Origin of the sequence: Nocardia alni (assembly GCF_019038435.1) — a bacterium.
GTDB classification, from domain to species: domain Bacteria; phylum Actinomycetota; class Actinomycetes; order Mycobacteriales; family Mycobacteriaceae; genus Nocardia; species Nocardia alni.
In genome coordinates this window covers 66,191-92,864 of the sequence record NZ_JAGPOX010000010.1, presented here as the reverse complement: position 1 = coordinate 92,864, position 26,674 = coordinate 66,191, and the positions used below count along the sequence as shown (strand labels likewise).

Below are 26,674 nucleotides of genomic sequence, written 5' to 3'. Positions count from 1 at the left end.
ATTCGTGCGCTGATCCGGCACTACGACCGAACGCCGGCGCCCTTCGCGTTCGTACCCGATTTCTTTCGACCGTCCGCCCCGCTCGTCGGCACGCCGTACCGAACCAGCGGCACGATGGTCCCGGCGACGAATGCGCGCACCCGCTCCTCATCCCGGAAATCGAGCCCGCCCGCGGGGGTGAGCAGTACCGAATGTGCCAGGCGGGCAAGTAGTTCCGCGACCGGCAGCGGGTCGTAGCGGTCGATCTTGCCGATCTGCTGGGTGTGCTCGAGGATATCCCCGATGTAGCCGACCCCCAAGGCGACCGCCTGCTCACCGCGCACGGTGTAGAAGTCCAGGATCTCTTCCGGCGCGACATCCAGCAGGCGTGTCACCAGCGGGTGCGTCTGCGTCTGGCGCAGCACATGGAACACCGTCGCCTCGATCTGCGCGTCGATTCCCTCTGTCGCCGTGGCGATTGCGGTGACCTCTGCCAGCACCCGCCTGATCTCGCGGCCCAGGACCGCGTCGATCAGGTTCTCCTTGGTGGTGAATCGGCGGTAGATCGTCACCCGGTTGACACCGGCCCGGCGCGCGATATCGTCCAGACTGGCGCGCCGCACGCCCACCTGTAACACCCGGTTCAGGGCCGCGTCGAGAATACGCTCCTGCGTCTCGTCTGATTCTGCCGCCATGCATCAAACCTACATAATCGGTTTCTTCGTGGCATGGATTGCGAACCGGTGATCACGACCGAGCGTCAATCGCGGACGCTACCGACAGTGCGACGTCGCGATGGGCATCGTGTTCGGTGAGACGGGCGACGAGGCGGGCGCGGACGTCATCGTAGGTGTCCGGGCCGAGCGGTAGGCGCAGCGGGGTCTCGTCGTTGTCGACCAGGTCGATCATGGCATCGGCGATCTTCTCCGGATCGTTGGGCAGTGGGAATCGACCGTCCAGCAACGCCCTGCGGACCTCGCCCGCCGGACCCGCCTGGTATTCGGGCATCGCCGGGGCGATGGGCAGGGCGGAGCCGAAACCCGTTGGCGTGGCGCCCGGTTCGACGATGGTCAGGGTGATTCCGAACGGCTCGACCTCCTGCGCCACGGTTTCACAGAATCCCTCGATACCCCACTTGGACGCGTGGTAGAAGCCGAAGTTCGGGTAGGTCGCCTGACCTCCTGCCGAGGACACCTGCAGGATCCGGCCGTGCTCCTGCGCCCGCAGGTGCGGCAGGGCGGCACGGATCACGTGTATCGAGCCGAGCAGGTTCGTCTCGATCACCTCCCGGATCTGCTCGTCGGTGGCCTCCTCGCCCGCGGCGAACAGTCCGTGGCCTGCGTTGTTGACGATAACGTCGATGCTGGCCAACGCCGCGAACGCCTCGTTCACAACGTGCCGGACCCGTTCGCCGTCGGTGACGTCCAGGCGCGCGATCCAGAGGCGATCCCCGTATTCGGCCCGCAGATCGTCCAACGCTTCGGGACGGCGCAGCGTCGCCGCGACCCGATCGCCGCGGGCGAGCAGCCGCTCGGTGAGCAGCCGCCCGAACCCGGAGGATGTGCCGGTGATGAACCATGTTGTCGCCATTGTGTTTTCCCAATCGATGTCGAAGTGATACACCGACGGTAGGAGTTAGAGACGACTCGAAGTCAAGCTCTACACTGGATTTCATGACCGCTGTACCCGAAACGCTGTTCAGTATCGGTGAAGTCAGCGCGCTGACCGGCCTGTCGACCCATACGCTGCGGTTCTACGAGCAGGAGGGACTGTTCGCGACCCCGGTGCAGCGCAACAGCGCGGGTCGGCGGGTGTTCACCGAGCAGGACGTCGGCTGGCTGCGCGTCTGTGCGAAGCTGCGCTCGTCGGGGATGCCGCTGCCGGACATCCGCCGATACGCGCAGTTGGTCGCACTGGGCGCGGGCACCGAAGCCGAGCGCTTCGAGATCCTGAGTCGGCACGAAGGTGTAGTGCGACAGCAGATCTCCGATCTTCAGGAATCCTTGGACGTGATCCGGGCGAAGGTCGCGCTCTACGCCGATCGCATGGCGGCGGGCACCGCCGACAGCCTGTGGCGCGCAGGGCCGGAATGCCCGGCCGCGGCGCACGAGTCAGCCGAGAAGCCCTAGATCCCGCAGGCTTTCGGCGGTTTCCACGATCGTGGTGTCGGCCGGCCGGGGTCGCCAGCCGAGTTCGTCGCGGGCGCGATCGTTGTGAATGACCAACTCGGGCAGTTCATCTCCCGGCGCCTGCTCGGTCGGCACCCGTTCGGCGAGGGGGCCGAGCCGGTCGCGCAGGGTCTGCGCGATCCCCAGATAGGTGGTCGTGGGTCCGTCGGCCAGGGCCAGGTAGCGCTTGCCTGCCGCCTGCGGCGCCGCCATGGCCTTGATGTGCAGGTCGGCCACGTCGCGCACGTCGGCGATGCCGAAGCGCTGGCGGGGCGCGACGGACATCGCGCCGCTCAGCATCGCTGTGATCAGCGGTAGTGAGGAGCGCACCTGCGCGGTGAGCGCCGGACCGAGGATGAACGTGGGGTTGATCGAGACCAGTTCGGTGTGGCCGCCCTCGCGCTCGATGAAATCCCAGGCGGCCCGTTCCTGAATGACCTTCGCTCGTGGGTACGCCGGCAGTCCCGGGGTGTCGGGGTCGGTCCAGTCGGCCTCGGTGTAGTCGCGAATCGGCTTGGGCGAGTAGCCGATCGCCGCGAACGACGAGGTGAGCACGACCCGCCGGGCGCCGGCATCACGCGCGGACCGCAATACGCGCGTCGTGCCGTCGCGGGCGGGCAGGAGCACCTCGTCCGGGTCCTGCGGCTGAATCATCGGCGTCGCAACGTGATACACCTGCGAGCACCCCTTCATCGCGTCGGCCCACCCGTCGTCGGACAGTAGATCCGCGACGACGACCTCGAGGCCGGCGTCGTCCGCCCCACCCCGGCGCACGGCCTCGCGCACACCGGTCTCGCCGGCAAGCGACCGCACCGTGGTCCGCACCGCGGTCCCGTCCCGGAGCAGCGAGGTGAGCAACCAGGTGCCCAGGTAGCCCGATCCGCCGGTGACCAGAACGTCGCTCATCGCGCCACCTCCAGACGCCGGACCGCGGCGTCCGCCCGCTGCCACGACGCGGCCTCGTCCTGCGCGTCACCGCGCTCGCGCGCATCCCACACGGCGGCCTTCGCACGCAGATAGTCCAGATGCGTGTGCAGTGTGTCGATCTTCGCCTCGACCCGCTCGGCGTGCCGCAGCAGCAGATCACGCTGCTCCCCCGCGGCCGCGCGCCCGCGGGACCGGTTGGCCTGGTAGGTGCGCATATCCTCGATGCTCATCCCCATCGTGCGCAGGCAGGCCAGGACCAGCAGCGTATCGACGTCCTCGGTCCGATACCGTCGATGACCGCTGCCCGCGTCCCGGTCGACCGGCCCGATCAAACCGACCTGTTCGTAGTACCGCAGCGTCGGCTCACTCAGCCCGCTCCTGCGCGATACGTCTTGAATCGTGAAACCTGTCATGCATTCAGCGAACCACCCTTCAAGCGCTTGAAGTCAAGGGCGGTGTCGCTCAACTCACAGCTTCTCCAGGACGTCCCGAGTGGTTCCGGACTCGGCGATGCGGGGGAACACGGTCGTGATGCTGTGCTCGTGCCGGGCCAGCTGCGAGTCGGTCATGGCGTCGACCGGCAGGGTGACGTTGAAGCCCTGCTCGTGCGCGTCCCGGGCGGTGGACTCGACACCGCCGGCGGTCGCGACTCCGGTGATCACAACCTGTGTGACGTCGAGTTCACGGAGCCGCTCGGCCAGTCCCGTCGCGGTGAACGCACTGCGCGCGTACTTCGTCACCAGGATGTCCTCGGGTTGCCGGTCCAGCTCCGGCACCAGGACACTCCAGTCGTCGGGAAGGCTGCGGGGCGCGCTGCTACCGGCGTCGGTGCGACCGCTCGGGGAGCCCGCGACGTTCACCAGGACGACCGGCAGACCGCGCTCGCGAAACGCCCGCAACAATTCGACGGTTCGTTCGGTGACGACCGAAAACGGATGCGCCAGAGGCATTTCCGCGACGCCCTGCTGGAGGTCGATGACGATCAGGGCGGTCCGCGGGTCGATGGTCGTGATGGGCATGCGGGTTCCTTACTGGTATGCGGATGTGTTATCGGGCGACCGCGAGTCAGGCCGCCTTGGCCAGGCGCCGCAGCAGGGCCGCGGCCTCACCGAGCACGGTGATCTCCTGCGGAGTCAACGTCGCGGTCATGGTCTGGGTCAGCCAGTCCGCACGGGCGCGGCGGCCGGTGCGGTACTCCTCGCGAGCGGCGTCGGTGAGGGCGAGCAGGGTCTTGCGGCCGTCGTTCGGATCCGGTGAGCCGCTGATCAGACCGGCGTCCTGGAGTCCGCGCACGATCGTGCCCATCGACTGCGGGCGCATACCCTCGGCATTGGCCAGGGCGGTCGCTGTTGCCGCACCGTCGCGCTCCAGCCGGGACAGCACCGAGGATTGAGATCTGGTGAGGTCGGTGCCCGGCATCTGCTCACGCAAGCGCCGCACGAGCTCCCCGAGGGCGATCCGGAGCTCACCGGCCACCTGAGCCGCATCCGTCGAGGATTTCCGCCGCTGTTCGGTCACGCTGGGAGCGTATCATTTATACAGCTTACTTAACAGTTAGCTGTATTGTCCGGGGCGATATCCAGGACACCCAACTCAGCTGCCACGTGCCGAATGCCCGACAGATCGGCCACGATGACACCAACTCTCCGGCTCGATTTATCCGGGTGCCAGAGCGTGGTTATCCAGTGCGCGGGGGTATCGACTGCGGCACGAGGCGGCTGGTCAGCACGAGCGTCTGGTAGGCCGCTGCCTTCCATACGCAGTTGTCGATGCGGCATTCCCGATGCCGCTGCATCTGCGCGTGTGCCAACTCGATCTCGGGGTACCCGCACAACTTCGGGGCGGCGATGATCTGGTTCATCACACCGCCCCCGTCCGCGCCGGTGCCGTGTGCGCGGTGCGTGCCCAGGTTGCCCCCGGGCATACGGTCTCCAGGTCGAAGTCCTCACAGACTCGCGCCGGTTGGCTATCGACCTGGGCCAGGTCGTAGATCACGATCGCGGCTACGTCGAGCCCGGACGCGAGGCCGAGTGCGTATCCGATCGGATCGGGATGATCCTGCGGTGGCCTGACGGTGTAGACGTACAGCAACCCCAACGATCGGGCGTGCCGCTCGATCGCGACTGCGTGCCGGGGTGCGTCGAGGCCCGAGACGTCTGCTCGTACCAGCCCAACCGCTTTCGGTCGGCCGTTATCTTCGGGGATGTCGGGTTCTGTGGATCGCAACTGTCGATTACTATGCGGGTGAAGGGATCTCAAGGAAATCGAAGCGTTTACGCGGTGGCGCTGGCCGGGCCGGGCATGGCGTCGTCGCCCAGTTGCTCGGCCACGAAGTTGATAGCCAAAGCGAGCGCCGTGTCGTGTCCGTCGGCGGCCAGGGGCAGCGACGGCAACGCCAGCTCAGTCAGCACCTCGCCGACATGCCGATCGGCCAATCTCCGGAACTGCTGATTTCCGTCACGAGTTTTGTTGGTGCCCAACGGGATATCCACATCGAGCTGGGTCCGGAAGATCAGGTCGTAGCGGTCGCTGTGCGTGCGAGCCAGAGTCTCCAGATACGACGCGCCGTCCGGGTCGGGCATCTCACCGCGATATTCGAGGGCGGCCCGGTAGTAGCCCAGCGCATCGGGTACGGCCCGATCGACCAGTACGACATCACCGTGTAGCCATGCCCCGAGTTCGTTGCTGATACCCCGGGTCATGATCCATAGCGTGGAGGTCCAGGTGTGGTTCCATAGGATCGGCATTCCCATGCGTTGGGCCTGTTCTCCGAGATCCGCGACCGTGGAAACTGCCAGGCCCGTACGGCGCAGTTCGTGAGCGAGCCGGGCCAGGAAGGTGCTCTTGCCGGTGGAATGGGTGCCGACCACAGCGATAGTGACCGGCTGGTCGAAGTCGTTCACCACAAGCCTCCTTCGGGTTCGGGTGCGGGGACAAATTCGGGGAGCCCGGCGGCGGCGATCAGGCCGGGCCAGTCCAGTTCGCCGTCCTCGAGCAGTGCGCACAGCAGTTGCCAGGCCGCCCAGGTGTCGTATCCGGCGCGGTGGTGGCCGTGCCCGGCAACCGCTGCGGTGTCGAGTTGGCCGCGTTCGATCAGCTTGTCCAGCGCGTACGAATCCAGGCACCGCCACACCTTTTTCGCCAACCGCAACGTGTCCAGGATCAGCGGCGGATTCCAGTCCGGCAGATGCGCGGTGAGCACCTTGCGCTCCACGATGGCGTTGTGGGCCACCAGTGTTCGCCCGCACAATGCCTCGTCGATCTCCTCGGCCACCTCGACCCAGGGCCGACAGTCGGCAAGGTCGGCATTGGTGATCCCGTGCACCTTGCGCGTCACGATCGGCGTCACGGGTTGTTGCGGGTGAATCAGCCACGACCGCACCGCATCCGGGGTTGTCGGACCGTCCACCAGCAGCACCGCGATTTCGATGATCTCGGGCGGGTTCTGTCCGTTGCCCTCCACGTCGACCACCGCCAACTGCCGGTCGTGCAGAGCCTTCGGGAACGCAAGCGGATTGGTCATGATGGCGTGTTCTCCCTGGTAGTGGGCCAGCCGAGATCGGCTCGGCCGTGGTGTCCGTGGTGGTGGGGCCTGTCGATGTCGTGGACCTGGTAGCCGTGGCCGTGCTGGAGAAAGTAGCGGGGTTGCTCGTTCAGCCCGGCCACGACCACGGCGCGGTCGTTGACCTCTACGAGGGTGCCGCCCAACTCGGCCGCCTGCCCGCCGACATGCCGGGACTCGGGCCGCTGCCACGCCCGCGCGCACCGCCGCACCTGGGCGGCCGGGCAAATGTCGCACAGTTCCCGGATACCGAAGTGGCCGTTGTAGTCCGCGAGGCCGTGCGCGTAGGCAACCGCGCAACTGGTCTTACGGAACAACGGCGAACCGGGACGCCCGACATCGGCCGCGTCCAGGATGCGCCGCTCCAGCACCTCGGGGAACACCTTGCGGCGGGCAGCCTCCGCATACGGTTCGGGCAACCCATGTGCCAGGTAGTAGTCGCGGATCTGGTCTTTGAAGAACAGGCCGGTGAACACGGTCGCGTGGGCGTGCTGGCTCAGCTCGAGCGCTCGGCGGAGATGATCGTCGGAGTCGTTGAGGCCCGGCACGATCGGCCGCCAGTACAGCACCACCCGATATCGATCCGCGTGCTCGAACGCCGTCACCAGCGACCGAGCCGCGATCCCGGAATCCACCGGCTCGATACGCGGATCGTCAATACCCGAATATGTCACCAGCACAGTAACTTTCAGATTCGTGATCGAGTTCAGGACCGTGCAGTCCTCGGGTTCGATCCGCCATCGGGTGATCACGAGAACGTGGTTGGTCAACCCGCGTGCGTCCAGCAGTTTCAGCATGTTGAGCGTGTGCTGTTTGACCCTGGGCAGCATCGGATCGGTCGCCCGGTTCAGCAGCTGGATCGGTGTGATGTGCGGCCGGAAGTACCGGTGGCCGCACAGCAGGTCCGCGGCCTGCTCGTCGTCCATCAACGCGCGAGGAACCTTCATCTCGAAGTTGTCGAACAGGTGCCGCACGCAGTACCCGCAGTCCAGCGGGCAGCCCACGATCCAGTTCACGCTCAGCCCGGACTTGCGGTACTCGATCACGTCCAGCAGTTCGGGCCGCATCCCGGCTCGCTGTGCGGTGTCCAGCAGCGGAACACCATGACGGGTCCTCGTCGTTGCCATCGGCCTGCCTCCCACTCGATTCGGGCCGTCAGATTCGCCGTGCCCGCACCAAGCACACCGCCGCCCCCGCCGGGCAAATAAGGTGGCAAATAGCCAAAAACCGCGCTTGCCAACCCCATGCGGTGGGACAGAATGAACCCATGATCAGGGGGCACCGATGAACAACCCGGCCACCGGACACGAACCGCACCCAGAAACGGTCGCCGACCAGTTGGCGCGCGAAATCAAGCGTCGCAGGCACGACGCGGGCCTCACCCAGCGCCAGCTTGCCGCGAAGATTCGCTACACCCGCCAGTACGTCGGCATGGCCGAGAGCCAGGACGCCATCCTGCCCTCACAGGAGCTTGTGGCCACTCTGGACGCCGCACTGGGTGCAGACGGAGCCCTGGTCGCAATGCGTGCACGAGCCCGTGACGAGCAACAAGCGGCACGAAAGCACAGCGGCGCGACCGCACCGCAGCACGCAACCAACCACGCGACCGTGATGCTGCCGATCATCGTCAACGGCCGAGTCGTCTCGCTGCCCCTCGACCCGCGTGTCGTTGGCGTCACGGTCGGCGCTCTTGCCGACACCACTGATAAACCCGAGGATGATGGGGATAATTCTGTGATAGACCGTCGCACACTCCTCACGCAAGGAATTGCAGTCGCGGCAGCCAGCGCATTAGACCCTGACCTTATCCGTAATGCCGACCCTATCGAGTCCATCATTCGATCCCGGCGGGTGACCGAGCGTACCGTCAATAGCTTTACAGCCGTAACCCGGTTGCTTGCCGGTCAAAGGCAAAGCATTGCACCCGATGCGTTATTGACTCTCATCTCAGCGCACCGAGACTCGGTAGCCACCTTGTTTCGAAGCGCCGTCGACGGGCACGTAAAGAATCAGATTGGCTTTCTACTCGGCGAAACCTCGATCGTGGCGAGCCGCCTGTGGAGTGCAGTAGGAGACCGTCCGATGGCGCTGGCAAGCTGCGCATTCGCAAGGCGCCTCGCGGACGACATCAAAGATCCGGCACTCGGTGGAATAGCAAGGATATTCGAAAGCAATCTCCGCTCGGATGCCGCCACGCTGATCGGTTCGGATGGCGATATCGTAGACGGCCTCCGGCTGCTCGGGGAAGCTGCCGCCGTCGCCGACGTTCTACCTCCCTCCGCGCAGGCCCGGATCGCGGCGGAGCAGGCGCAAGCCTTCGCCGTCTTGGAGCTGGCCCAAGAATGCCGGGAGGCATTGGCCCGCGCCCGCCGCGCCGTCGATGAGATTGCAGAACCCGACCAGACCGGCCTTTTCAGTGACTGGAATCAGACACGACTCCTCGTTTATGAAGGCACCTGCTGGTTGTTCCTCAAAGAGCCCTCAAAAGCGATATCGGCATTGAATCAAGCTATCCGCGCGACCGATGCCGACAATGAGAATGTAGCCCTAGCGGCGCGAGTCGACCTTGCTAGCGCTCACGTGCTGGGCGGCGAACTCGAAGAGGGCTGCCGAATACTTGGAGACGCTTACGAAAACCTGGTCACAATGGGAAACTCGCGAGGGACAGAACGCGCACAACTCGCATTCGATCGACTGAAACCGTGGCACACGGAAAAACCAGTCAGAGAACTGAGAGGAAGAATCGAGGCGCTCCAGCCCTCCTAACTGCTACCCGTCAATGAAGCGACCGCCGAGACCACCGCTTCCGATTCCAGACGCTCCAAGACCACATCGGGAGAATGTTGTTCCAGCTCGTTACCGGGTATGCGGTGCGCGACCGCGATGATATGAAATCCCGCGTGACGAGCACACGCGATATCGTTCGGCGCATCGCCGATGACAACCGTCCGGCCCGCATCCAGCGCGGTCCCGTACCGGGTGGTGAACCGCTCGGTAACTACGGCAGGAAGCTCGAACCGGTCCCGCGCATCGTCCCCGTATGCACCGATATCCAGGTCTAGATGCTGGTCCAGGCCCGAAACACGCAGCTTGACCTCAGCCGCGACGCGCAGATTTCCGGTCAGAACCGTCTGTACGAACCCGTGCTTGTGCAGGGAGGCAATGGAATCGAGCGCACCGGGATACGCGGGCTGATCCCGGGCAAGTTCCTGTTCCCCCTCGGACATGACCTCGGCCAGCACCTCGTGAAACCGTCCGACGCCGCCCTCGGCAACCTCCGGTCGAACGCCCGAAGCGATAGCCGTATCCACCACGATCAACTCATCGGTGTAGCCATGCACGCGGGCCTTCGGGAAGACGATGGATTCGTCCCCGAGACCGTACGTGCGGGCGATAGCCCTTCGGAGCCAACGTAAGTCGGCCGGAATCAAAGTGCCGTCAACGTCCCAAACGACCAGACCCGCGTACGCCGCACTCATACCCGGCATTCTGTCATGCGGTCCGATCGACGGCACCCTGTCGATGCCCGGCAACAGCCGCGCTGTCCGGGCTTGAATTGCCCGTCACGTCGGGGCTGCCTACGTTTCCCCAGGTCAGCTGGTATCAACTAATTAGTATCCGAACGGGGTGGGCGTGACCTGGTACACGTGGCCCGAGCAGGCCAGGGTCAACATGTCCGAGCAGGTTCTCGCCGCGATCGCGAGCACGCTGCGGCTGGACCCCTTCGAGCGGATCCACCTCTACACGCTGGCCGGGCACCCCGAACCGCCGATGAACCGCGACTACGAGGCCGTCCCGGCCGCCGTGCTGGTGATGCTGCGTCACCTGGAGCCGATCCCGGCCACCGTGATCAACGCTCGGTTCGACCTGCTCGCCTACAACCGCACCTACGACCGGATGGTCGGTGGACTGGACCAACTGCCGTTCGAGGATCGCAACTGGTTGCTGCTGATGCTCACTTCGCCGAGGTGGCGGGCGACCATCTTGGGCTGGGAAGGCGCCGCCTCGCGCCTGGTCGGCCGATTTCGGGCGGGAATGGGAGCACACACCGCCGAGCCGAGCTGGAAGAGCCTGGTTTCGAGGCTGCGGCAACAGTCGCCGGACTTCGAGCGGCTGTGGGACCAGCACGACGTGCGGGCGCCGGAGAACTTCACGAAGCATTACCTGCACCCCGAGGTCGGCGTGCTGAAACTGGACTACACGCAACTGTGGCTCGGCGAGCGTTCGGAGATCAAGTTGATCACCCACGTCCCGGTGGACGACGGCGACTGGGCGAAGGTACGTCTGCTCCAGGGCTATGACCAGCGGTCCTTCCAGCGTCCGGAGTCAGCCCGGTCGGTTGGCCGCACCGCGTACATCATCGCCGTGGCAGGCTGTCGGTACATCGACAGTGGCTTCCGCCCAGCGCATTGACGTGCGGTAGGAGGGCTCACGCGGAGGGAAAGGCGGGCACATCATGGTCAGCATCGGACTGATCGGCGCGGGCGCCATGGGCAGTGCGCTCGGCGCGAATTGGCGGGCCGGGGGCGCGGAAGTGCTGACGTGCGTGGTGGATCGCAGCGACCGAACCCGAGAGCTGGTGTCGCAGGCGGGAATCGACACGGTCGCGACTCTCGAGGCGGTGACCGCGGCCGATATCGTCGTCAGTGTCGTACCGCCCACCGACGCCACCGCCGTCGCGAACACCATTGCCGCAGCGGCGAATCGGGCCGGAACCACACCGCTGGTGATCGACCTCAACGCCATCGCGCCCACCACGGTCGACGGTATCGCGACCGCGCTGAAGACCGCGGGCCTGGACCTGGTGGACGGCTCGATCTCCGGCCCTCCCCCGCGCCCCGGCCGCTCGGCGACCCGGATCTATCTGAGCGGGCCGCGCGCGAACCAGTTGGCCGCACTGGCGAGCCCGTGGGCCGAGGTGTTCGAACTCCCGGGCCCGGCCGGGCGGGCGTCGGCGCTGAAGATGTGCACGGCCTCGATGTACAAGGGCACCAACGCCTTGATCATGCAGGCGATGCTCACCGCCCGCACCCACGGCGTCGTCGAGGAGTTTCTCGCCGACGTCGCACACATCTGGCCGGAGCGAGTGCCGAACTGGCACACCGATATAGCCCTGGCAGCGACGAAATCGGATCGCTTCGTCGGCGAGATGCGCGAGATCGCGCGCACCCAGGGCGACGCGGGACTTCCGCCGGAGATGTTCGAGGGCATCGCCGCCGCCTACGCGCGCGCGGCCGGCACCGAATTCGGGCATACCGATCCGGAGCGGATTTCCCGTGATCTCACCGTCGAACAGGTGCTCGAGGGACTCGAATGAACCGACGGCCCGTTGCGCGGCCGGAGTCGCCGTATGGCCGTCACGTCCTCGGCGACAGAGTGCCGGGAGGTGTGGAAACATGTTCCACCGCAACCGATCCCGGTCAGCGTCAGGACAAGTCGTAGCGGTAGCGACTCGTCGGGATGACATCGAGATTGCGGTCCGCGCCGAAAGTGGCGATGCTGTGCAGCATTCGAGTGGCGCGGGAGTGTAGTTCCGCGTCGTCGCCACCACTGCCCCAGAAGGCGTGGGGGTCGGTCATAGCGGCCATCGGGAACAGTTCCTCGACCAGGCCGTCGACCGAACGGCCGGGGGTGATCTGTTCGAGGACCGCGTTCTGAACGTAGCCGAACGTGGCCTGGGTTTCGATCGCGACAGCGGTGTGGTGGTCGTGCCAGCGCTCCAGCCATTCCTGCCTGCTCATGTCGTCCGGGATCCGCAGCAGCGCGATATTCGCCAGGGCGTCATAACGTCGGCCGCTCGGTGTATCCGGGGCGGTCAGCGGTATTCGCTCGTCGACCATCCAGCCGGTGTGCTCCTCGCTGATCGCGGTCAACAACGGTGTGATCGCGGCGTAGTCGTCGCACCACACGCTGACTATCGCCTTCACCGGCTCCGGGTAGCTGTTGATACGCGTGGTGGCCGGGGCGACGTCGGTGTCGGCGACGTTGACCTGGAGTGTCGTCGCCCCGGCCGCGGCGAGTTCGCGGTGCAGCGTCGGCCGGTGCAGCGTCGTGTCCAGGCTCGAACCCCAGAGGGCGTACATCAATTTCATAGCGCGCCTTTCAATTCCGCTGCCCATCATGACGGACGGACTCGGTCGGTAGTCCAGATTCCGGGGGCGAGATATTCCCGCAGAGCCCGGATCGGCCGGAACCACAGCGGTGTCCGGCCATCATCCCGTCCGCCTGACGAGTTTCGTGGGCGCCGGATCGCGTTGGCCGGCGAAGCCACACTCCAATGACGGTGACACGGAAGGTCGTTCGGGGCAGTCAGGCCGACAGGTGGGACCGGGAGCCGAGCCCGGCGACGCGCGCCTGCAACTCACTCAGAGCCGCTGTGGCGTGGAACGCGAACGGTTCGTCGTCGTCCGGCTTCATCCAGCGCTCGACGGCGATCCTGAAGGCGAGCATCCCGACTTCCGCCCCCAGCCGGGCGGTCAGCTCGTCGATACCCCGTTCGCGCAGGGCCGCGCCGATCGAGCCGGCGATCCGGGCATGCTTGAGCAGTCCGCGCTCCTGAACTTCGGTGTTCCCCGCGACCACCAGCACGCGCTGGGCGGCCTTGGCCCGCTGTTGCGGCGTCATCGCCTCATCGGCGTCCGAGAACGCGGCCGTGAGGCATTCGATGAGCGTCGCCTCCGCGGGAGCGGCACGGATTGCCTCGGAGAACAGTCCGGCCAAGACGTCTTCACCGCCGAACAGGACCTCCCTCTTATCGGCGAAGTGCCGGAAGAACGTGGCGCGGTTCAGCCCGGCGCGATCCGCGATCTGGACGACCGTCGTCGCCTCGTACCCGTTCTCCACGAACAGGTCGAGCGCGGCGGTCTCCAGCCGCTCACGCGCGTCCGGCGCCCATCTGCTCACGGTCACATCCTAGGCGACGCGACCGGATCGCATCACTACGGACATCGATGCGACTGGATCGCATCAACAGGTTATGATTGATGCGACTGGATCGCATCAGCGTTCCGGACGCAGACTCGCATCAAGGAGACCTTCCATGCGCATATTCGTCACCGGCGCTTCCGGCTGGATCGGCTCGGCCCTCGTCCCCGAACTCATCGGCGCCGGCCACCAAGTCATCGGTCTGGCCCGCTCGGACGCCTCCGCCGCGGCGGTCGCCGACATGGGCGCCGAGGTGTTGCGCGGCGACCTCGACGACATCGACGTACTGCGAGCCGGGGCCCTCGACAGCGACGGCGTCATCCACCTGGCCTTCGTCGTACCCAGCACCAGCGAGGCCGCGACACGAACCGACGCCGCGGCCATCGAGACATTCACCAGCAGCCTCGCCGACTCCGGTAAGCCCCTCGTGGTCTCCGGCGGAACGCTCGTGCGGCCCGGGCGACCCGCGACCGAACGCGACGAACTCATCCCCGCCGGACCCATCGCGGCCCGCATCACCAACATGCGAAGCGCACTGGCCGCCGCGGACAAAGGCATTCGCTCCTGCCTGGTCATGCTCCCCCGCTCGGTGCACGGCGAGGGAGAACGTCACGGATTCATCCCCCAACTGATCGCCATGGCCCGGGCCAAGGGCGTCTCCGGCTACATCGGCGACGGGACCAGCCGCTGGCCCGCCGTCCACGTCGAGGATGCCGCGGTTCTCTACCGGCTGGCCGTCGAACAGGCGCCCGCAGGCTCGGTGCTCAACGCCGTCGGCGAGGAGGGCATCCCCGTCCGCGACATCGCCGAAACCATCGGCCGCCACCTGAACCTACCGACCAAGTCTCTGCCCGCCACGGAATTCGCCGGCATGTTCACGCACCTGCTCAGCACCGACATGCCCGCCTCCAGCCTCATCACCCAGGACCTCCTGAACTGGAAACCCACCCACCCCGGCCTCATCGAGGACATCGAGCAGGGCCATTACTTCATCTGAACCGTCCAGCGAGCTGACAGCCTTCGGACGAAGGCTGTCACGCGCGGCCCGCACTGGACTCTCAGATAGACATATTCCAGTGCGCATATTTCCATTGTCATAGTCCTCACGGAGGCGCGCGGTCGCGGCACCGTGGCGGTACAACCGATCCGGTTAGTGGGCGAATCCCACTGTGTGGAACCACCACAGCGCTGCGGATGTCCAAGCGAATACGAACAGCCCGAAGACGAGTCCACCCAGTACCGGGACCAGCCAGGCGGGCGTGTGGCGCAATCTCAATGCCAGCATTTTGGCAGCGAATGCGCCGTAGAAGGCGGTGCCGGCGATCGAGTGGATCAGGATGCGTGGTGGGATACCGGCGTCGAGGTGGAAGCCGAAGCTGTAGAGGCAGTAGTAGCCGACTGGCAGGCTCGCAGTGAAGGTGAGCGCACCGACAATGCGGTGGTACCGGTGGACCCATTGACCCGCACCCCACCGGTAAATCCATACGGCCGTGAGCAATTGGGCGATGAGTAGGACGAGCACCAGGCTGCTCAGATATGCCTTGAAGGTTTGCGGCGAGGAGAATCCCCATGTGGGCAGCGGTCGGGGGACGGGGCCGAAGTGGGCGCCGAGCAGGCCGAGGGTCACTGCGATCACGGTGCCGATCAGCAGCACTGCCACCGCGATCCACTGGCGAACAGCTGTATTCGGCACGGCGGCTGCCGTGCCCGATGTGGACGGCTTCATACCAACAGATACCGCAGCGGGTTACGGCTTCTTCGGAAGTTGTCGGCACAGGTCCGATGCCATCGCCACGATCCCGGCGGACACTATCCGCAGCTGGGCCACGCGATGCCGACGGCCACGTGCCACCGGGCACCGGGCACCGGGCACCGGGCACCGGGCACCGGGCACCGGAATACTCCACCCCACGCAGATACAACGCGCTAATAGGAACGTTCAGCACCCCAGCCGAGTTGCTGCGCACCATCCGGCTCGACCAGGCACGTAAGGATCCGAACTCGTCGACACGGAAGCCATCGCCCGCACTGCGGGGAACGCCAGGCCGAGCGAGCTTCTCGAAGCCCTTCGACGTGAAGACGATCGAGCCAGGACGGCACACGTCCCTCACGGACAGAGCGCGCGCGGGGAAGCGCCGGATTGCGTATGGGCGCCGACCTCGTCGCCGAGTTCGACCGCGATGAAACGCGGACGGTAGAGGCTCACTCGGCGGTAGACCTCACCACCGGGTGCGGTGTCCAGGCTGTTGACATTGTAGGAGACGACAAGTCTTGTGGGGGTGGATAATTCGGGATGCGTATGCGCGTTGTAGGCGTACACCTCGGAGTCGTGATACGAGCCCGCCGCACCCGCCTCCGGTGTGATGTACACCGTGATCGCGGAGCCGAACGGTCCCATCGGCGTTGGGCCGTACCGCGCGGTGAGACGATTACCGAGTTGCCCATCCTGCATGGTGATCAGCAGGTACATTCCCGCGCGGAGGCGCTGGATCGAGAACTCGGCGGAGACGCCGGCGGAGACTCGGGCGGAGTCCGCCTCCGCGGCGGACCATCCCCGGCCGGTCCAGAACGAGAACTGTTGCCGCAGATCGTCTCCCGTGACGCGCGCGACGCGCAGATATCTGCCGCTCGCGGCGGACTCGACGCCGTAGATGTATGTCCAAGGCCCCTCCTGCCGCACCCACTGTCCCCACTGGATTCCGCGCGAACGCGGCAGTGGCGTAATCGATTCCGGCCGGTGCAGATCACGTGGGTCGAATCGCGCCAGCGACGATCCGACGAAGGTGACGTCGAGCGATCCCGGTCCGGACGAACGCCATTCGGTGACTGGGATCTGCAGTGCGCCATCGAGATACGTTGCCGCGCCGAGCCAGTACCAGTGCGATCGGTCGGACGGGGCGAGCAGTGAGTCCGGATGGCCGGCGGCGCCTCCTGTGATAGTGGACAACTGGCCGTCGGCGGCGCGAACCACCAGTGAGTTGTGCACGAATCCGGCATCCGGCGGCCGTGTCGGCGGGGTGATAGGTGACAGGAACGTGTCGGAGAAGGCGAACACCTCGCGGCCACCGGGCAGCGCGGTGGACCAGGTCGAATCCCCGCCGGTCCATCCACGACCCGAGTCCGCGTATGCCTCGAGGGATTCGTTCAGGCAAACCAGGGGCCGCGCGTCCAGCACAACGGGTGCGGAATCCGCGGGCGCGGGCCACCGCACGAACAGCCCGAGCACCGCGGCCGCGATCACGACGGGCACGAGCAGTCGCAGCACACGCCCCGGCGTCTGAGCGATTCTGCTCACCGCACCGACTTTCGCGCACGGGCAGCGCCCACGCACCGCCGGCCCACGAGGCATGGTCGCCCGCCCATGGCAGGCGAATTCACGACGTCCGATACCACCACAGCTCAGCACATTCCCGAATCGAGGCCGAAGTTTGTCGAAACCATCAGCAGGGTACGGCCTGACAAGATCACCGTGTGGGAGCGCAGACGCACTCGCGAGCCGGGCGTGTTGCCGGCCGCGCCCGCGAGCATCGTCGACATATTCACGGAACCCTCGCCGCAGGGGGATCCGACTGTGGTCGCGCACATCGCTGTGACACCCGGTACCTGCACGATGCCGGAACTGTGCAGATCCCAGGCCTGCGATGTGGATGGTGGCCAGGTAGCGGTAATGTCATACTTGATATTGAGAATCCCGTTCTTCAAGGTGGGTAGCATGAGTTTTGAGAAGGTTGCCTTGGTCACGGGGGCGAGTCGTGGCGTGGGTGCGGCGACTGCCTCGGTTCTTGCTGCGCAGGGGTACGCCGTCGCCTGTGCGGCTCGGGCGACGCGGGAGAGCCCGCAGCGCACCCCGGGCACGTTGGACGATGTCGTGGATCGGATTCGGGCAGCGGGAGGAACTGCCGTTGCCGTGCCGGTCGATCTGGCGGATCGGGAACAGGTCGCGGCGATGGTGGATCGGACCGTCGAGTTGCTCGGTCGGCTCGATGTTCTGGTCAACAATGCCGCGGTGACGTTCGTCGGCGATCTCGACATCCCTTTGCGCCGACACGATCTGGTGATGGCCGTCGATCTGGACGCGCCACTGATCGCCGCTCGGCAGGCTGTGCCGCATCTGCGGGCGGCCGGAGAGGGGCGGATCGTGAACGTGTCCTCTCTTGCCGCGCTGAAGCCGGTGCCGGGCCTCATGTCCTACGGGATGGCGAAGGTCGCGCTCGAGCGGCTCACCGTCGATCTCGCGCGACAGCTGGCCGGGGACCGGATCGCGGTCAACTGCTTCCGGATCGACGCGCCGGTCGCATCCGAGGGGTCCGTGGCCAATATGCCGAGCGTCGACCACAGCGAATGGGAGCCTTCCGAGGCGGCCGCGGAAGGCATCGCCTGGATGCTCGCGCAACCGACCGACTATTCGGGTCGGCTGGAGAGCATGACGCATCTGGCGCACGAGCACGGAATCATGGGCGGTGTCGGCACTCGCCCACTGACCCCGACGACGATGTTCAACGGCGTATTCGACGACTACGAAAGCGTTTTCATCGATGGCTGAACGGTGGGGAAGGTAATAATGCAGACCGGACTGTGCGGGCAGGTGGTCCTGGTGACCGGTGCGACTGCCAACATCGGCAGAGCGATCGCGTTGGCCTTCGCGGAGGAGGAGGCTCGCCTGGTCCTGGTCGGCCGCGACGTACAGGCCGGCGCACGCGTCGCTGAACTGGCCCGCACGCGGGGCGCGCGGGATGTGTTCTGGCGGCCGACCGATGTCACGGTCGAGGACTCCGTGCGCGAGATGGTCGCGGAAGTAAGCCATCGGTTCGGCGGAATCGACGTTCTGGTCAACAATGTCGGCGGTAACGGCCCGGTCGTACCGTTCGCCGAGACGACGACGGAGCAGTGGCAGGCGGATCTCGACATCAATCTGCGCAGCACACTGCTGTGCACGCACAAGGTATTGCCGCAGATGCTCGAACGAGAGAGCGGTCGCATCATCAACATCGGCTCGATGGCGGCGATCATCGGCGATCCCCACATGGCGGTCTATTCGGCGGCCAAGGGGGCGGTGCACGCTTTCACCCGGGTGCTGGCTCTGGAGGTCGGCCGATCCGGCATCACGGTGAATGCCATAGCGCCTTACGGGACGATCCCCGATGATGTGCACAGCGAAACCAGTTCGGGCAGCCGTTTTCACCCGGAGCACGGCATCTTCGCGCAACGGCTCCGGAGCCGTCCTGCCGACCCGGATCGGTTCAGCCGGACCACGGCTCTCCCGCGCGGTACTGCGCGGCCCGCTGAAATCGGTGCTGCCGCAGTTTATCTGGCGTCGGATCAAGCCGCGTTCGTCACCGGGCAGGTTCTACAGATCGACGGTGGAGTCGCACTGACCTAGATCGGTTTCGAAAGCGGTTGAGGGCGGGTGGATGCCGCCCTCAACCGGTTCGGAGCCACTGGGTGATCGGCGGGATCACACACGGATTCCGCAGTGCAGCAACAGTTCCAGGCGAGCCCACTGGGCATCGGTCAAGTCCGCCCTCCGCGTCCGCTACGCTGGCCGCACCAGCCGAAGGCACCACGCCCAGCCGAAGGAACCACACCGCGGCACCCCAACTTTCACCACCTTCAAAACATGCCTAGCACAGTCACTTACGACATGCCAGCAACCGGGGGGACACCGCTGCGCCGGTCGGCACGTGCGCCCCTTCGAGACTCGCGTCCTCGACAGCAGCCATTCACCTCCGGACCGAACCTCTCCTGAGTTGCCGAATGGCATGCGCGCCAAGAACAGTCGCCGGACACGTCCGATGATACAGCCTAGAGCCGAGATGCTGGTCGGTAGCTTTTTCTCATCCAGTAAACACCGCATGTACAGACGCTGACCGTTTCACAGTCCCTCGCATGTATCTACGAACTACGCTACTGTGGCGAGGCACGTTTGCTAATGCGTAACTGAGTGGAAGGAGCTGTTGGATGGCATTCGAGGTAAAGGGAGCGATCGGCGACCACTACAACGAAGCCGGTGGCGCGACAAGCCCGCTGGGCGAGCCGACCTCGGACGAGAAGGACGCCCCCAACGGTGGCAAGTACCAGGAATTCACCGGGGGTGTCATCTATTTCAGCCTCCCGACAGGCACCCGGACCGTGTACGGCGCCATCCGTGAGGCATGGGAGGCCGAGGGCGGCGCGGGCGGCCGGCTGGGTTACCCGACGTCCGATGAGCAGGACATCGACGGCGGAAAGATCAGCCAGTTCGAAAATGGCTCGATCAGCTACTCGTTCGCCGAGAGCAAGGCCACGGTCAACGCGAACTAGCGTGCCGCGCAGGTAGTTCGGTGGGCGTCGACCCGATGGTCGGCGCCCACCGCACCCGGACGGTTCCCAGAGGAACGGCTTGCATCGAGATCACCCGAGCCGGCCTGTGTTTCGTCGACGGGCCCGATTTCCTATACCCTGCCGACGCGCAGGAAGTCGGCGGACCGAGCCAGGCCGGCGCTCTCGACGGCACGTGCGGCCGGAACGAGCGCGCCGACAGTTGCCTCGATCCCCGGCACGTGCCGATAGGCTGTCGCGGCGAGGGCGTCGGTGCGCAATTCGATATGCGCCCGCAATGCGCGACCCGCGTCGGTGATGCCGCCCGACTCGCTCATCAGTCCGCGCTCCGCCAGTCGGGATCGCGCTGCCGCCCAGTCGCTTTCGCTCCAGCTGCGAAGGCTGCGCCACATCTCCGGCTCGGTGCCGGTATCGGCGGCGAACAGCACGACGGCCTCACAACCGTCGAGTCCCTCGGTCAGCAGCGTGGCGAAGTGCCCGTCCCCGCGATGCTCACGCAGCGTCGTGACGGCCTGCCAGAGCGCCTCGACCGGTTCATCGGGAGTAGGCAGGTCCCGATTCGCCGCGAACAGCGCGCGACCGCACACGGGTGCGGCATCGATCGCCGCCGTCAGCGCGGGCAGCACCTGCGCCGCGATGCCGGCGATATCGGGAACCAGTCCACACAGCACCTGCGCGCTGGACGTGCGGCGCGCGTCCAGAATCGCCTCGGGGGCGGCGAACTTCCATGCGTCGGGAATCGCACGCCGGACCATGTCCGGATGGAAGTTGTAGAAAACGGCCTCCACGACACTCGGCCCCACCTGGCCGAGCGGTACCGCCCGTCCGCCGAAGTACCCCATCCAGAAACCGCGCAGCCCAACGGCTTTGAAAGCAGAGGCGCACTCGGGCGCGAAGTACGTGACCCCGTGCACCGGCTCGAGAACACGCCACATGTCACGCGCGAAACCATCGTTCATGAGATCGACAATACGGTTGCGTACTGCCGGTCACACCTTCCCGGCGGCTGCGCGCTCGAGTGACGCACGGCCGAGGCATGAGCATCGTTTCACTATCGGTGACGTCCGAATCCACCGCTCCCCCAGAACCCTGACGATCTGGGTGCCATCGGACAGTCTTACCAACCTACCGCGAACGGTAGGCCATGAAACCCACCCGGAGCAATGCTGGAAACGTCCGACCATGTCGCCCGGTCAGCCGGCTCGGGATTCACGTAGCCGTGGGTGCGGGCGATGTGAGGTAGTGGGCGATGACGGGCCGCAGCCATTGAATGGTGGTGGCGTCGTCCATTTCGCACAGCGGCGGGAGGCCGACGACGAATCGTGCGACGGCTATGCCGAGCATTTGCGTGCCGATGAGGGCGGCTCGCTCGCCGGCGTGGTCGGAGACGACGGGGGCGAGGGCGGGGGCGACTCGTTCCTGAAAGACCTCGAGCAGGGTGTCGGCGGCCGGTCGGCTGGTCGAGGCGGCGCGGAGCAGGGGCATCAGGGGGCCTTCGGGGCCCCAGAGTTCGGCGAAGACGGGGTACAGCACGTCGGCTACCCGGTCCGGTGGGACGCCGGACAGGTCCGGCAGCTCGATCTCCGGTTGCGCTACCGCGGCGAACAGTGCGTTCTTCGAGTCGAAGTGGTGGATGACGAGCGCGGGATCGACACCAGCCTCGGCGGCGATCCGCCGGATCGTCGTGCGCTCGAATCCGTTGGCGCCGAACAATGATCGCGCGGCGCTCAGGATCGCCGCGCGACGAGTGTCGGGATCTCGTGCCTTCGTCATGACGCGAGCGTACTCAACAAGTGTTGAACACAGGCGGCCGGTCGTCTATCGTCGTTTTCAACAGTTGTTGAATATGCTTTCGGAGGACGCCATGCCGACCACCGCCATTCAGATCGGCCTCGATGCCGAGGTCATCGACTACGACTCACCCGATTTCGCGCAGTTCGCGGGGCTCACCGAGGAGGGCCTGCGCCGCGCGAACGACGACAACCTCGCGGGCCTGCGGGCCGCCGGGTACGAGGTGGACAACTGCCTGATCGGCTTCGGTCCGGCGGGCATCGAGACAGCGCGCCGGTGCCTGACCGCCAAACGGTACGACGCGGTGCTGATCGGCGCCGGTGTGCGTCTCGTCGCCGGCAACACGCTGCTGTTCGAGGCGATCGTCAATGCGGCGCATGTCAGCCAGCCGGGTGCGCGGTTCGTCTTCAACCAGGGCGCGGCCTCGACACCGAAGGACATCCGCCGGTGGTACCCCGACCCGGCCCGGGTGGCCGACCCGACGATCGAGGTCGCGTGATGTCGACGTATGAGACGGAGGTGCTGTTGGTCGGCGCCGGCCCGGCGGGTCTGACGCTGGCCGGTGATCTGGCCCGGGCCGGGCGCAGGGTGACGGTGCTGGAACGGTGGCCCTCGATCAATCCGTCCAGCCGCGCGTTCGCCACGATGGCCCGCACACTGGAGGTACTGGACGCGCGCGGTCTGGCCGAGGATCTGCTCGCCCACAGCGCGACCACCCAGGCGGTCAACCTGTTCGCCGGCGCGAAACTCGATCTCACACACTTACATTCGCGTTACCGGTTCGGCATGGTCACGCCGCAGACGAACGTCGATCAGGCGCTGGAACGCTACGCCACCGCGCAGGGCGCCGACGTCCGGCGCGGTATCGAGGTCGTCGGCGTCACCCAGGACGGCGATGGTGTCGAGGTGACCTCGCGCACGAAGGACGACGACGACTCGTCCCACCGAACCATCTGGCGCGCAACATATCTCGTCGCAGCTGACGGAGCGCACAGCACGGTACGCAGCCTTTTGAATGTCGGGTTTCCGGGCAAGACGGTGTTGTCCTCGGTGGTGCTCGCCGACGTCCTGCTCACCGACGGCCCTCGGGACGGCGGATTGACGCTGGGCAGCACCCGCGAGGAGTTCGGTTTCCTGGCGCCCTACGGACGCGACGAGCGCGGTGGCGCCTGGTACCGGTCGATGACCTGGGACCGGCGACATCAGCTCCCCGACACCGAACCGGTGTCGGAATCCGAGATCGTCTCGGTGCTCGAGCGGGCGATGGGTCATGAACTCGGCGTGCTCGAGGTGGGCTGGCATTCCCGGTTCCACAGCGAGGAACGCCAGGTGCGGCAGTACCGGCGCGGGCGGGTGTTCTTCGTCGGCGATGCGGCACACGTGCATTCACCGATGGGCGGGCAGGGCATGAACACCGGCATCCAGGACGCGGCGAATCTGGCCTGGAAGATCGATGCCGTGCTCGGCGGTGCGAACGCGGAGATCCTCGAGAGTTACCACGCCGAGCGGCACCCGATCGGGCGCCGGGTGCTGCGGCAGTCCGGGCTGATGATGCGTTCGGTTGTGCTGCACCCGCGTCCGGCCCGGTGGTTGCGTGATCGGATCGCCCCGCGGGCACTGGCCCGGCCGTGGATCCGGGATGCGATCGCCGGCAGCTTCACCGGCACCGCGCTGCGGTATGCGCGCGCTCGCGGCGAGCACCCGCTGGTCGGAACGCGTGCGACCGAGGTTCCGCTGGTCGAGGGACGGCTGACCGAATTGCAACGGCGGCCGGGTTTCCTGCTCGTCCGGGAGCGTGACCGCGCGCCGCTGATCATCGGAGCGCTTGCGCAGGCTCGGCGAACCGACGACGGTCCGGCGCTGCTGGTTCGCCCTGATGGTTATATCGCTTGGGCGGGACCCTCCGACGACGACGGATGGCGCGCCGCGCTCGCCCGCTGGACCGGGACGAAAGCGCATCAGCCCACAGCGACGTGATCACGGGCTCGATCGGGACCGGCGTCGCGGCCGATCTCGACGCCCGGTTCGGGTGGGCTCGGATTGCCATGAGCGGAACAGTGCCGGGGGAAGGCTTCCGGGAGCAGTAACGTGGCCCTCATGCGTGTTGTCGCCCTCGAAGAGCACTTCAGCCACCCCGCGCTGCGGGATCCCGAACTGGTCGCGCGGCTGCGCGAGCATCCGCGGATGGGACATATCGAGGGTGCGCTGGCCGATGTCGGCGAGCAGCGGCTGGCGGATATGGATGCCGCGGGAATCGACGTGCAAGTGCTTTCGCATACCGTGCCGGGCGCCGAGGGACCGGATCCGGAGCGGGCGGTGCGGGCGGCCACGGAGGTCAACGACGCTCTGGCAGCCACGGTCGCGGCGCATCCGAGCCGGTTCGCCGGATTCGCCACGCTGCCGATGCAGGATCCCGAGCAGGCCGCCGCCGAGCTGGAGCGCGCCGTGCGCGGTCTGGGTCTGCGCGGCACGATGATCAACGGGCTCACCGCCGGGACCTTCCTCGACGACCCCCGCTTCATGCCGGTCCTGGAATGCGCGCAGGACCTCGACGTGCCGATCTACCTGCATCCCGCCCTGCCGCCGGAACCCGTTGCGCAGGCGTACTATTCGGGCTTGCAGCCCGAAGTGGGCCGCGTGCTGGCGATGGCCGGGTGGGGCTGGCACGCCGAGGCCGCCCTGCACACGCTGCGCCTGATCGTATCCGGCATCTTCGACCGGCTCCCCCGCCTGCAGCTGATCATCGGCCACATGGGCGAGATGATCCCCTTCGCCCTGGACCGCATCGACCACGTCCTCACACCACTGACACCCCAACTGCGCCAACCGATCCCGGAGTACTTCCAAACCAACATCCACATCACCACCAGCGGTTACACCGCCGTCGCCCCACTACAGTGCGCCCTGTCGGTCCTCGGCGTCGACCGCATCCTGTTCTCCGTCGACTATCCCTACCTGCACAACCAGGCCGCCCGCACCCTGCTGGACACCGCTCCCCTCAGCTCGGCCGACCGCGAGAAGATCGCACACGGGAACGCGGACCGGCTCCTGCGCCTGTAGGACAATCCGCCGCGGCTCGCGGTCCGGGTCCAGCAGTTCCGGCGGCAGGTATCCGCTGCGGTAGCAGATCGAGGCGGTGCGCGGCACCGGGGTGATCGCCGAGAAGCGTGGCGAAACAATAGATTCCGGTCATTTCGTCGGCAACGATTACCCGAGAGGCCGGGGAACTGACAAGCTTCGCGATGTACAGGTCGAGCGCGAACGGCACCCTGCAAGACGTCACGGATAGCCACGAGGCATCCGGACGCTCATCCCGCCGCGATACAACGTATCAGGCACGCAGCACTGCGACGGTACGACCGGACGGCGTGCCCGCAGTCCCGAATTCGGTGCGCTCGGCGATCGGGGCGGCGAATGGGCGGCGGTCGAAAATCACCAGCGTGCCGGTGTCCAGGCCGAGCCGATCCAGATATCCGTCGAGCTGGGCCAGGCCGTCCGGCAGCGGATCGCTCTGCCCGCCCGCCCACACCTTCAGCTCCAGCGCCTCCCGCTGCTCCACCACGCGCCCCTCGGCACCCCGATACGGCTGCCGGATCAGCAGATCTATCCGGCCTCGCCCGACTCCCACCTCACGGTCGACATGCCCGGCGCCGTTGACGATTCGATGCAAGTACGCCATCAGCACCAGTTGCGCGGCCGCCTCGTGATAATTGTCGCGAGCGGCCAGCACATCACCGTGCCGGATCCAGAACTCCACGAATTCCCGCAGCAGCCGTGCGAAGTCGATGCGTCCGTCCGGGAAGCGGAAACTGGACGGCTCTGCCGCGATCATCGCCTCGGTTCGGCCGCCGAGGACCCGGACGATCACCTCCTGATAGATCGGATTGGCGATCCGCAGGTGCTTGCCGGGCGCGATCAGACCCAGATCGCGCGCATACGTGATGTCATCGTCGAAGGTGACGTCGCCGGCCAGATCGGCACCGGCGATGATGGGCTCGATGATCCGCTGTACGCGCGGCTGGTTCAGTTTGTCGACCAACGAATCCAGATGTGTGGCCCGGGCCAGGATCAGTCGCTCCTTCGCCTCCTCGACGTGATCGAGTGTGATCATCTCCCGCACCCGCATCTTGCCGATGATTTCCCAGGCGAGGGCGTTGGTCAGCCATGGTTGACCCTGTGTGTAGTGGAAAGCCAGATCGATGGCCTTGTCGTGGAATTCCTGTCCGGTCTCGGCCGAGTGCTGCCGATACAGCTGCGTCACTTCGGATTCGGTGAAATCCTCAATCCGGACGGATTTAATCTTGATGTTGAACGGGCCGGCCGTCCCCAACCGGCTCGGATTCTCGCCCGACGCCTTGTAGTCCCGCACGTCCCGCAGTCCGCACAACACCACCGAATGCACGAACTCATTGCGATTCTGGGTATAGCCGGCCCGCAGCTGGCGCAGCACCGTGATCAGTCCATCCCCGCGCAGCGCATCGATCTCGTCGAAGAACAGCACCAGCGGGCGCGGGCAACTCGCCACCCACGCGCTCAGTCCGGCTTGCAGGCGCGTCCCCGGCGGCGAATCCGGCCACGGATCCGGGGGAAGAAGCTCCGGCGCCATCCGCTGATTCACGGCTGTCAGGCGCATGGCCCCCAGCAACGCATCCTCGACTCCTACGACATCATCACCGAGTGCCTCCCCGACTTCACACGAAAACGACAGTGCCACATAGCGCCCCTCGGCCATGAGCTCACGGGACAGGCCCAGCAGCGCCGTGGTCTTACCGCTTTGCCGGGGTGCATGCAGCACGAAGTAGAACCCGTAGTCGATATACGTGCGGGCATCGGGTACCCGCTCGTCGACGGGCAGCATGTAGTGCAGGTCCGGATAACACGGACCTGCCGTGTTGAAGTACCTCACCAGGCCACCCTAGCCACCCCGGCCGACAACATTCCCACAGCTCGGGCGGCAGGGCAGGCCGGATTTACGCACCGCCGTACCGACCTCGGTCTCGTTGGA

Annotated in this window: 31 protein-coding genes; 11 read left to right on the top strand and 20 right to left on the bottom strand. The window is 66.2% G+C overall.

Annotated elements, in window-relative coordinates; translation table 11 throughout:
• Positions 1-20 precede the first annotated feature (20 nt).
• A complete protein-coding gene (locus JZ791_RS06575; protein ID WP_216893268.1) occupies positions 21-674 on the bottom strand; it encodes a TetR/AcrR family transcriptional regulator in 654 nt (217 codons plus the stop codon).
• A 52-nt stretch (positions 675-726) separates the two neighbouring features.
• The gene (locus JZ791_RS06570; protein ID WP_216893267.1) at positions 727-1,569 is read right to left on the bottom strand and encodes an SDR family oxidoreductase; all 843 of its coding nucleotides are present in this window, start codon (positions 1,567-1,569) and stop codon (positions 727-729) included.
• An 83-nt stretch (positions 1,570-1,652) separates the two neighbouring features.
• On the opposite strand from JZ791_RS06570, the gene JZ791_RS06565 reads away from it, so the two are divergent.
• Complete coding sequence (locus JZ791_RS06565; protein WP_216893266.1) at positions 1,653-2,108, top strand: MerR family transcriptional regulator; 456 nt, start codon at positions 1,653-1,655, stop codon at positions 2,106-2,108.
• On the opposite strand, the gene JZ791_RS06560 is transcribed toward JZ791_RS06565, so the two are convergent.
• From JZ791_RS06560 to JZ791_RS06520, 9 genes are all read right to left on the bottom strand, one after another.
• Positions 2,091-3,053, bottom strand: a complete 963-nt coding sequence (locus JZ791_RS06560; protein ID WP_216893265.1) for an NAD-dependent epimerase/dehydratase family protein — start codon at positions 3,051-3,053, stop codon at positions 2,091-2,093. The two genes, JZ791_RS06565 and JZ791_RS06560, sit on opposite strands and share 18 nt — an antisense overlap.
• Positions 3,050-3,487: a MerR family transcriptional regulator gene (locus tag JZ791_RS06555; protein ID WP_216893264.1), complete on the bottom strand. Its 438-nt coding sequence runs from the start codon at positions 3,485-3,487 to the stop codon at positions 3,050-3,052. The genes JZ791_RS06560 and JZ791_RS06555 overlap by 4 nt, the downstream gene beginning before the upstream one ends.
• Positions 3,488-3,541: 54 nt before the next feature.
• Positions 3,542-4,093 carry a cysteine hydrolase family protein gene (locus tag JZ791_RS06550; RefSeq protein ID WP_216893263.1) on the bottom strand — a complete coding sequence of 184 codons (552 nt, stop codon included), beginning with the start codon at positions 4,091-4,093 and terminating at the stop codon, positions 3,542-3,544.
• Between the two features lie 46 nt (positions 4,094-4,139).
• Entirely contained in the window at positions 4,140-4,592 is a 453-nt protein-coding gene (locus JZ791_RS06545) for a MarR family winged helix-turn-helix transcriptional regulator (RefSeq protein ID WP_308162804.1), read from the bottom strand.
• 160 nt (positions 4,593-4,752) lie between these two features.
• Complete coding sequence (locus JZ791_RS06540; protein ID WP_216893262.1) at positions 4,753-4,935, bottom strand: hypothetical protein; 183 nt, start codon at positions 4,933-4,935, stop codon at positions 4,753-4,755.
• On the bottom strand, positions 4,935-5,300 hold the full coding sequence (locus JZ791_RS06535) for a hypothetical protein (protein ID WP_216893261.1): 366 nt from the start codon (positions 5,298-5,300) through the stop codon (positions 4,935-4,937). Before JZ791_RS06535 ends, JZ791_RS06540 begins: the two co-directional genes overlap by 1 nt.
• A 47-nt stretch (positions 5,301-5,347) precedes the next feature.
• Complete coding sequence (locus JZ791_RS06530) at positions 5,348-5,977, bottom strand: AAA family ATPase (protein WP_216893260.1); 630 nt, start codon at positions 5,975-5,977, stop codon at positions 5,348-5,350.
• Positions 5,974-6,597, bottom strand: a complete 624-nt coding sequence (locus tag JZ791_RS06525) for a 3'-5' exonuclease (RefSeq protein WP_216893259.1) — start codon at positions 6,595-6,597, stop codon at positions 5,974-5,976. The genes JZ791_RS06530 and JZ791_RS06525 overlap by 4 nt, the downstream gene beginning before the upstream one ends.
• On the bottom strand, positions 6,594-7,763 hold the full coding sequence (locus tag JZ791_RS06520; protein ID WP_254205294.1) for a radical SAM protein: 1,170 nt from the start codon (positions 7,761-7,763) through the stop codon (positions 6,594-6,596). The genes JZ791_RS06525 and JZ791_RS06520 overlap by 4 nt, the downstream gene beginning before the upstream one ends.
• A 157-nt stretch (positions 7,764-7,920) precedes the next feature.
• Between JZ791_RS06520 and JZ791_RS06515 the strand changes: the two genes are divergently transcribed.
• Complete coding sequence (locus tag JZ791_RS06515) at positions 7,921-9,402, top strand: helix-turn-helix domain-containing protein (RefSeq protein WP_216893258.1); 1,482 nt, start codon at positions 7,921-7,923, stop codon at positions 9,400-9,402.
• Here the strand turns inward: JZ791_RS06515 and JZ791_RS06510 are convergent.
• Positions 9,399-10,169 carry an HAD family hydrolase gene (locus tag JZ791_RS06510; protein ID WP_254205293.1) on the bottom strand — a complete coding sequence of 257 codons (771 nt, stop codon included), beginning with the start codon at positions 10,167-10,169 and terminating at the stop codon, positions 9,399-9,401. The two genes, JZ791_RS06515 and JZ791_RS06510, sit on opposite strands and share 4 nt — an antisense overlap.
• Positions 10,170-10,269: 100 nt before the next feature.
• Between JZ791_RS06510 and JZ791_RS06505 the strand changes: the two genes are divergently transcribed.
• Both JZ791_RS06505 and JZ791_RS06500 read left to right on the top strand, forming a co-directional pair.
• Positions 10,270-11,049: an MmyB family transcriptional regulator gene (locus tag JZ791_RS06505; RefSeq protein WP_216893257.1), complete on the top strand. Its 780-nt coding sequence runs from the start codon at positions 10,270-10,272 to the stop codon at positions 11,047-11,049.
• A 43-nt stretch (positions 11,050-11,092) separates the two neighbouring features.
• Positions 11,093-11,953, top strand: coding sequence for an NAD(P)-dependent oxidoreductase (locus tag JZ791_RS06500; RefSeq protein WP_216893256.1), 861 nt, complete (start codon positions 11,093-11,095; stop codon positions 11,951-11,953).
• Positions 11,954-12,062: 109 nt separating this feature from the next.
• On the opposite strand, the gene JZ791_RS06495 is transcribed toward JZ791_RS06500, so the two are convergent.
• Positions 12,063-12,728, bottom strand: a complete 666-nt coding sequence (locus JZ791_RS06495) for an EthD domain-containing protein (RefSeq protein ID WP_216893255.1) — start codon at positions 12,726-12,728, stop codon at positions 12,063-12,065.
• A 217-nt stretch (positions 12,729-12,945) separates the two neighbouring features.
• Positions 12,946-13,539 (bottom strand): TetR/AcrR family transcriptional regulator, encoded by a 594-nt coding sequence (locus JZ791_RS06490; protein WP_216893254.1) that lies wholly within the window; start codon positions 13,537-13,539, stop codon positions 12,946-12,948.
• Between the two features lie 136 nt (positions 13,540-13,675).
• Here JZ791_RS06490 and JZ791_RS06485 point away from each other — a divergent pair, with 136 nt between their 5' ends.
• Positions 13,676-14,557, top strand: coding sequence for an SDR family oxidoreductase (locus JZ791_RS06485; RefSeq protein ID WP_216893253.1), 882 nt, complete (start codon positions 13,676-13,678; stop codon positions 14,555-14,557).
• Between the two features lie 153 nt (positions 14,558-14,710).
• Here the strand turns inward: JZ791_RS06485 and JZ791_RS06480 are convergent, their stop codons facing one another.
• The 3 genes from JZ791_RS06480 to JZ791_RS06470 form a co-directional block, all read right to left on the bottom strand.
• A complete protein-coding gene (locus tag JZ791_RS06480; RefSeq protein ID WP_216893252.1) occupies positions 14,711-15,286 on the bottom strand; it encodes a DUF6529 family protein in 576 nt (191 codons plus the stop codon).
• A 381-nt stretch (positions 15,287-15,667) separates the two neighbouring features.
• Complete coding sequence (locus JZ791_RS06475) at positions 15,668-16,855, bottom strand: DUF5005 domain-containing protein (protein WP_216893251.1); 1,188 nt, start codon at positions 16,853-16,855, stop codon at positions 15,668-15,670.
• Positions 16,856-16,959: 104 nt separating this feature from the next.
• On the bottom strand, positions 16,960-17,301 hold the full coding sequence (locus JZ791_RS06470; RefSeq protein WP_216893250.1) for a hypothetical protein: 342 nt from the start codon (positions 17,299-17,301) through the stop codon (positions 16,960-16,962).
• Between JZ791_RS06470 and JZ791_RS06465 the strand changes: the two genes are divergently transcribed.
• From JZ791_RS06465 to JZ791_RS06455, 3 genes are all read left to right on the top strand, one after another.
• Positions 17,273-18,103 carry an SDR family NAD(P)-dependent oxidoreductase gene (locus JZ791_RS06465; RefSeq protein ID WP_216893249.1) on the top strand — a complete coding sequence of 277 codons (831 nt, stop codon included), beginning with the start codon at positions 17,273-17,275 and terminating at the stop codon, positions 18,101-18,103. The genes JZ791_RS06470 and JZ791_RS06465 overlap by 29 nt on opposite strands.
• Positions 18,104-18,121: 18 nt before the next feature.
• Positions 18,122-18,940, top strand: coding sequence for an SDR family NAD(P)-dependent oxidoreductase (locus tag JZ791_RS06460; RefSeq protein ID WP_216893248.1), 819 nt, complete (start codon positions 18,122-18,124; stop codon positions 18,938-18,940).
• A gap of 578 nt (positions 18,941-19,518) precedes the next feature.
• Positions 19,519-19,860 carry an LGFP repeat-containing protein gene (locus JZ791_RS06455; protein WP_216893247.1) on the top strand — a complete coding sequence of 114 codons (342 nt, stop codon included), beginning with the start codon at positions 19,519-19,521 and terminating at the stop codon, positions 19,858-19,860.
• 131 nt (positions 19,861-19,991) lie between these two features.
• On the opposite strand, the gene JZ791_RS06450 is transcribed toward JZ791_RS06455, so the two are convergent.
• Positions 19,992-20,837 (bottom strand): SCO6745 family protein, encoded by an 846-nt coding sequence (locus JZ791_RS06450; protein WP_254205292.1) that lies wholly within the window; start codon positions 20,835-20,837, stop codon positions 19,992-19,994.
• Positions 20,838-21,087: 250 nt separating this feature from the next.
• On the bottom strand, positions 21,088-21,651 hold the full coding sequence (locus tag JZ791_RS06445; protein ID WP_216893246.1) for a TetR/AcrR family transcriptional regulator: 564 nt from the start codon (positions 21,649-21,651) through the stop codon (positions 21,088-21,090).
• Positions 21,652-21,724: 73 nt separating this feature from the next.
• Between JZ791_RS06445 and JZ791_RS06440 the strand changes: the two genes are divergently transcribed.
• The 3 genes from JZ791_RS06440 to JZ791_RS06430 all read left to right on the top strand — a co-directional run bounded on the left by JZ791_RS06440 (position 21,725) and on the right by JZ791_RS06430 (position 24,729).
• Positions 21,725-22,168, top strand: a complete 444-nt coding sequence (locus tag JZ791_RS06440; protein ID WP_254205291.1) for a hypothetical protein — start codon at positions 21,725-21,727, stop codon at positions 22,166-22,168.
• A complete protein-coding gene (locus JZ791_RS06435; protein ID WP_216893245.1) occupies positions 22,168-23,646 on the top strand; it encodes an FAD-dependent monooxygenase in 1,479 nt (492 codons plus the stop codon). Before JZ791_RS06440 ends, JZ791_RS06435 begins: the two co-directional genes overlap by 1 nt.
• A 120-nt stretch (positions 23,647-23,766) precedes the next feature.
• Positions 23,767-24,729 (top strand): amidohydrolase family protein, encoded by a 963-nt coding sequence (locus JZ791_RS06430; protein WP_216893244.1) that lies wholly within the window; start codon positions 23,767-23,769, stop codon positions 24,727-24,729.
• A gap of 271 nt (positions 24,730-25,000) precedes the next feature.
• Here the strand turns inward: JZ791_RS06430 and JZ791_RS06425 are convergent, their stop codons facing one another.
• On the bottom strand, positions 25,001-26,575 hold the full coding sequence (locus JZ791_RS06425; RefSeq protein WP_216893243.1) for an ATP-binding protein: 1,575 nt from the start codon (positions 26,573-26,575) through the stop codon (positions 25,001-25,003).
• Between the last annotated feature and the right edge of the window lie 99 nt (positions 26,576-26,674).

Bases quoted from the DNA above. Each gene is read 5' to 3' on its own strand.
- JZ791_RS06575 (WP_216893268.1), bottom strand. From the start codon at position 674: ATGGCGGCAGAATCAGACGAGACGCAGGAGCGTATTCTCGACGCGGCC.
- JZ791_RS06570 (WP_216893267.1), bottom strand. From the start codon at position 1,569: ATGGCGACAACATGGTTCATCACCGGCACATCCTCCGGGTTCGGGCGG.
- JZ791_RS06565 (WP_216893266.1), top strand. From the start codon at position 1,653: ATGACCGCTGTACCCGAAACGCTGTTCAGTATCGGTGAAGTCAGCGCG.
- JZ791_RS06560 (WP_216893265.1), bottom strand. From the start codon at position 3,053: ATGAGCGACGTTCTGGTCACCGGCGGATCGGGCTACCTGGGCACCTGG.
- JZ791_RS06555 (WP_216893264.1), bottom strand. From the start codon at position 3,487: ATGACAGGTTTCACGATTCAAGACGTATCGCGCAGGAGCGGGCTGAGT.
- JZ791_RS06550 (WP_216893263.1), bottom strand. From the start codon at position 4,093: ATGCCCATCACGACCATCGACCCGCGGACCGCCCTGATCGTCATCGAC.
- JZ791_RS06540 (WP_216893262.1), bottom strand. From the start codon at position 4,935: ATGAACCAGATCATCGCCGCCCCGAAGTTGTGCGGGTACCCCGAGATC.
- JZ791_RS06525 (WP_216893259.1), bottom strand. From the start codon at position 6,597: ATGACCAATCCGCTTGCGTTCCCGAAGGCTCTGCACGACCGGCAGTTG.
- JZ791_RS06520 (WP_254205294.1), bottom strand. From the start codon at position 7,763: ATGGCAACGACGAGGACCCGTCATGGTGTTCCGCTGCTGGACACCGCA.
- JZ791_RS06515 (WP_216893258.1), top strand. From the start codon at position 7,921: ATGAACAACCCGGCCACCGGACACGAACCGCACCCAGAAACGGTCGCC.
- JZ791_RS06500 (WP_216893256.1), top strand. From the start codon at position 11,093: ATGGTCAGCATCGGACTGATCGGCGCGGGCGCCATGGGCAGTGCGCTC.
- JZ791_RS06495 (WP_216893255.1), bottom strand. From the start codon at position 12,728: ATGAAATTGATGTACGCCCTCTGGGGTTCGAGCCTGGACACGACGCTG.
- JZ791_RS06485 (WP_216893253.1), top strand. From the start codon at position 13,676: ATGCGCATATTCGTCACCGGCGCTTCCGGCTGGATCGGCTCGGCCCTC.
- JZ791_RS06480 (WP_216893252.1), bottom strand. From the start codon at position 15,286: ATGAAGCCGTCCACATCGGGCACGGCAGCCGCCGTGCCGAATACAGCT.
- JZ791_RS06465 (WP_216893249.1), top strand. From the start codon at position 17,273: ATGAGTTTTGAGAAGGTTGCCTTGGTCACGGGGGCGAGTCGTGGCGTG.
- JZ791_RS06460 (WP_216893248.1), top strand. From the start codon at position 18,122: ATGCAGACCGGACTGTGCGGGCAGGTGGTCCTGGTGACCGGTGCGACT.
- JZ791_RS06455 (WP_216893247.1), top strand. From the start codon at position 19,519: ATGGCATTCGAGGTAAAGGGAGCGATCGGCGACCACTACAACGAAGCC.
- JZ791_RS06450 (WP_254205292.1), bottom strand. From the start codon at position 20,837: ATGAACGATGGTTTCGCGCGTGACATGTGGCGTGTTCTCGAGCCGGTG.
- JZ791_RS06445 (WP_216893246.1), bottom strand. From the start codon at position 21,651: ATGACGAAGGCACGAGATCCCGACACTCGTCGCGCGGCGATCCTGAGC.
- JZ791_RS06440 (WP_254205291.1), top strand. From the start codon at position 21,725: ATGCTTTCGGAGGACGCCATGCCGACCACCGCCATTCAGATCGGCCTC.
- JZ791_RS06435 (WP_216893245.1), top strand. From the start codon at position 22,168: ATGTCGACGTATGAGACGGAGGTGCTGTTGGTCGGCGCCGGCCCGGCG.
- JZ791_RS06430 (WP_216893244.1), top strand. From the start codon at position 23,767: ATGCGTGTTGTCGCCCTCGAAGAGCACTTCAGCCACCCCGCGCTGCGG.